The sequence below is a fragment of the Pseudomonas agronomica genome (assembly GCF_025917275.1).
Classification (GTDB): Bacteria; Pseudomonadota; Gammaproteobacteria; order Pseudomonadales; family Pseudomonadaceae; genus Aquipseudomonas; species Aquipseudomonas agronomica.
The window spans coordinates 1-4219 of sequence record NZ_JAOSHO010000434.1 but is presented as its reverse complement, the minus strand read 5'-3'; the positions used below and the strand labels follow the sequence as shown (position 1 = coordinate 4219).

4 protein-coding genes are annotated in these 4219 nt (G+C 58.6%); 1 reads left to right on the top strand and 3 read right to left on the bottom strand.

Translation table 11 applies throughout. The annotated features are described in order from the left end of the window. Positions 1-46 precede the first annotated feature (46 nt). Positions 47-532, bottom strand: coding sequence for an acyl-CoA thioesterase (locus OC610_RS22160; protein ID WP_030139081.1), 486 nt, complete (start codon positions 530-532; stop codon positions 47-49). Positions 533-800: 268 nt separating this feature from the next. Here OC610_RS22160 and OC610_RS22155 point away from each other — a divergent pair, with 268 nt between their 5' ends. After that, positions 801-2564, top strand: a complete 1764-nt coding sequence (locus OC610_RS22155; protein WP_264430782.1) for a cation:proton antiporter — start codon at positions 801-803, stop codon at positions 2562-2564. Between the two features lie 21 nt (positions 2565-2585). Here OC610_RS22155 and OC610_RS22150 read toward each other — a convergent pair whose 3' ends face one another. Continuing rightward, on the bottom strand, positions 2586-2993 hold the full coding sequence (locus tag OC610_RS22150) for an SMI1/KNR4 family protein (protein WP_030139083.1): 408 nt from the start codon (positions 2991-2993) through the stop codon (positions 2586-2588). Positions 2994-3131: 138 nt separating this feature from the next. Further along, positions 3132-4004 carry a Tim44 domain-containing protein gene (locus tag OC610_RS22145; protein WP_264430781.1) on the bottom strand — a complete coding sequence of 291 codons (873 nt, stop codon included), beginning with the start codon at positions 4002-4004 and terminating at the stop codon, positions 3132-3134. Between the last annotated feature and the right edge of the window lie 215 nt (positions 4005-4219).

The window sequence follows — 4219 nt, the reverse complement described above, 5'->3', positions numbered from 1 at the left end:
TCATCGCGAGCAAGCTCGCTCCCACATTATTGATTTCGGCGGCTGGTTACGGCCCGTCCGCCTTGATTTCCTGATAGCGCCTCTCCAGCTCCTGGCGAATCTGCCGACGTTGCTGTGCTTGTTCATAGCGCCGTTTTTCTTCGCTGTTCTGCGGTTGCAACGGCGGGACGGGGGCCGGCTTGCGCAAGTCATCCACCGCAACCATGGTGAAGAAGCAGCTATTGGTGTGACGCACCGAGCGCTCACGGATGTTCTCGGTCACGACCTTGATGCCCACTTCCATCGACGTGTTGCCGGTGTAGTTCACCGAAGCCAGGAAAGTCACCAACTCGCCGACATGAATCGGCTCGCGGAAAATCACCTGGTCGACCGACAGCGTCACCACGTAGCGGCCGGCGTAACGGCTGGCACAAGCATAGGCCACTTCATCGAGGTATTTGAGCAAGGTGCCGCCATGGACATTGCCAGAGAAGTTGGCCATGTCGGGGGTCATCAACACCGTCATCGACAGCTGGGCGTTTCCGGGTTCCATAACGTTCTCACGGTTCAAGGCAGCATTTCAGGATGGGCGCCTCTGCGGGCGTTGGGGTGTGGCTACACATACAAACCACTCATATCGGGACGCTGCGCCGATGCGAGCCGTCACGCTCCGGTGGATCTGTTTCCACATATTGCACCGTCTTTTTGCCAGAAGTCCCGGTGTTAACCTGCAAAAGCCCTTCATCCGGGTATTTCCTACAAGAGAAACGGATCTATCCGACTCCGCAGCATCGAGTCATGTTCAGCAAGGAGCCGCCACTATGCATGCGATCAGTTTCATACAAGACCTGGCGATTATCATGCTGGCGGCGGGGTTGGTTACCGTACTGTTTCATCGCTTCAAGCAACCGGTGGTGCTTGGCTACATTGTCGCCGGCTTCATCATCGGCCCGCATACGCCGCCATTCGGCTTTATCCATGACGAAGAAACCATCAAGACCCTGGCCGAGCTCGGCGTGATCTTTCTCATGTTCTGCCTGGGCCTGGAATTCAGCCTGCGCAAATTGTTCAAGGTGGGGGCCACGGCGTTTATCGCGGCGTTCCTGGAAATCGTCTTGATGATCTGGATCGGCTATGAGATTGGGCGTTGGTTCGGCTGGAGTGCGATGGACTCACTGTTCCTCGGTGCCATCCTCGCCATTTCCTCGACCACGATCATCGTCAAGGCCCTGAATGACCTGAAGATGAAGAATGAGCGCTTTGCGCAGTTGATATTCGGCGTCCTGATTGTCGAGGACATCCTTGGCATCGGCATCATCGCCTTGCTTTCGAGCATCGCGGTCAGCGGTACGGTGAGTTCCGGCGAGGTGTTATCGACGGTCGGCAAGCTGTCGTTGTTCATGATCGTAGCGCTGGTGATCGGCATCCTCCTGGTGCCCAGATTGCTGGCCTACGTGGCGAAGTTCGACAGTAACGAGATGCTGTTGATTACGGTACTGGGGCTCTGCTTCGGCTTTTGCCTGTTGGTGGTGAAGCTGGAATACAGCATGGTGCTCGGGGCATTCCTGATCGGCGCGATCATGGCCGAGTCCCAACAGCTGTTGAAAATCGAGCGGCTGGTAGAACCAGTGCGCGATCTGTTCAGCGCAATCTTTTTCGTGGCCATCGGGCTGATGCTCGATCCGGCCGTCGTGCTCCAATATGCGTGGCCGATAGCCGTGATTACTTGTGCGGTGGTGCTCGGCAAAATGCTTTCGTGCGGTCTTGGTGCCTTTATCGCTGGCAATGATGGACGTACCTCACTGCGTGTTGGCATGGGGCTTTCACAAATTGGCGAATTTTCTTTCATCATCGCGTCGCTAGGGATGACCCTGCAGGTCACCAGCGATTTTCTTTATCCGGTGGCGGTGGCAGTCTCGGTGCTCACCACGCTGCTGACGCCCTATTTGATCCGGGCCGCTGATCCGTTGTCCGTCAGGCTGGCATCGGCGATACCGCAACGACTGGCGCGCGTGCTGGGCATGTATGGCGAGTGGTTGCGCAGTATCCAGCCCCAGGGTGAAGGAGCCATGCTGGCCTCCATGATCAGGCGAATCCTGCTGCAAGTCGGCGTCAATCTGGCGTTGGTCATTGCCATTTTTGTTTCTGGAGGGTATTTCGCCGAGCGGATGGCTGCTTATCTAGAGGTGTGGATCAGCGATCCGAGCTGGCAAAAGGCACTGATCTGGGGCGCAGCGTTGCTGCTGTCGCTGCCGTTCCTGATCGCGGCGTACCGCAAGCTCAAGGCATTATCGATGCTGCTGGCGGAGATGGGTGTAAAGCCGGAGATGGCCGGTCGTCACACCCAGCGCGTGCGTCGGGTGATCGCCGAAGTGATCCCGATCCTGTCGCTGCTGGTGATCTTCCTGCTCTTGGCAGCCTTGTCGGCCAGTATCTTGCCGACCAACAAGTTGCTGGTACTGATTGCCGTGGTGGCGACTGCCGTGGCGGCGCTGCTCTGGCGCTGGTTTGTCCGCCTGCACACGCGCATGCAGGTGGCTTTGCTCGATACGCTGGACCATCACAAGGAATCGTCCGGGCATTGACCAGCGCCGGGCTATGGCGGATCAGCTTTCCAGCCAGACGTCCCGCGCCCAGTGCCAGACCGACTCCCAGGTCTCCTCGGCGATCAGCTCTTCGTCTGCTTGCCACAGCACCACGGTGCCGTCTTCTTCGACGCAGTAGTAGTCGTCGCCGTCCTGGCAGATTGGAATCAGGCTTCGGTCGACGCCGGCGTCCCAGGCATTGGCGGCAACGTCCGGCAGGTAGGTATGGGACTGCGGATCAGTAACGGTCACCGGTTCCAGGCTGCCATAGACGACATCGCTGACGGTGAGCAAAAACTCCCTGAACACGAAGGGGATATCGATGAACAGCTGCTCTTCGATTTCTACCAGCAGGTCTTCATCAGGTAATTCCAGCGGAACCGGCACGGGTTCATTGGCTTCGCGTAATTGTTCGATGATTTCTTCCACGTCCGGGATCCTCTTTCTCGATGGCGCGGTTTTATATGGGCGGTTTATACAGTAGCCCGCCATAGATGCAACTGCGAAATAGAAAACCCCGGCAAGTGCCGGGGTTCTTTTATTTCAACATGCGAAACGCGAAAAGGTTCAACCGTTCTGGCGGATACCGGCCACCAGCCAAGGCTGGTTCTCGCCCTGGGCACGTTCCATGTTCCAGCTTTCGCTGAACGCTTCACCCTGGTCGAAACGGGAGTCCTTGGACACACCGATGAAGGTCAGGGTGGCTATGGTCTTGTCGGCGCGGTCGTCGACGCCGTCCAGTTGCACCTGCAGGTTCTCGATGTGGGTGGACTGGTAGCCATCCCCCAGCTCGGCCCGCTCGCGCTTGAGGAATTCCAGCAGTTGTGGGGTCACGAACTCGGCGATCTTGTCCATTTCGTTCGCGTCCCAGTGCTGCTGCAAGGACATGAAGTGGCTGCGCGCCGCTTCGATGAAGCGCTGTTCGTTGAACCAGGCGGGCGCGTTGGTCACGGGGCGCGCCACTGGAGCGGCCGCGCCACCGAAGATCGAACCGCCGGCAGGCTGTTGATTGAACACTTCACGCTGCATCGGCGCATGACCGGCCGGAGCGAATTGCTCCTGCTGCTTGCGACGACGGGCTGCGATGAAGCGGAAGACCAGGAAGGCGATGACCGCCATGATCAGGATGTCGAACATCTGCATGCCCTGGAAACCGTCGCCCATGAACATGGAGGCGAGCAGGCCACCGGCGGCGATACCGGCCAGGGGGCCGAGCCAGCGCGAAGCCCCGCTGGCCTTGGTAGCGGCGCCAGCAGCGCCGGCCGCGCCTGCGGTGGCGGCAGTGGACCCGACGGCAGAGGACGGCGCCATCTGGCTGGTCTGGTGAGTCGGGGCTGCGCCCGAACTTTTACCACCGCCAAAACGCTTGGCGGCATTGGCGTCGATGGCCATCGTCAGGCCGATGCACAACGCCATGGCGATGCTAAGAAAACGTTTCATATAAAGGCATTCCCATTTGTGGATAGCACGCGCGCCATGTTGCACAGCTGAACTGTTGCTGGCTAGCGGCAGAGTGTTTCGGGCTTTTGCGTGACAGCTGAGGTTCAGGTTCGGCTGTGCAAGCAGGCCTGTTCGCTTTGGGCTGTAGGAAAGGTAAACAAGTTCTATCGGAAATTTTGACGTCTCCGAAACGACTGTGGGAGCGAGCTTGCTCG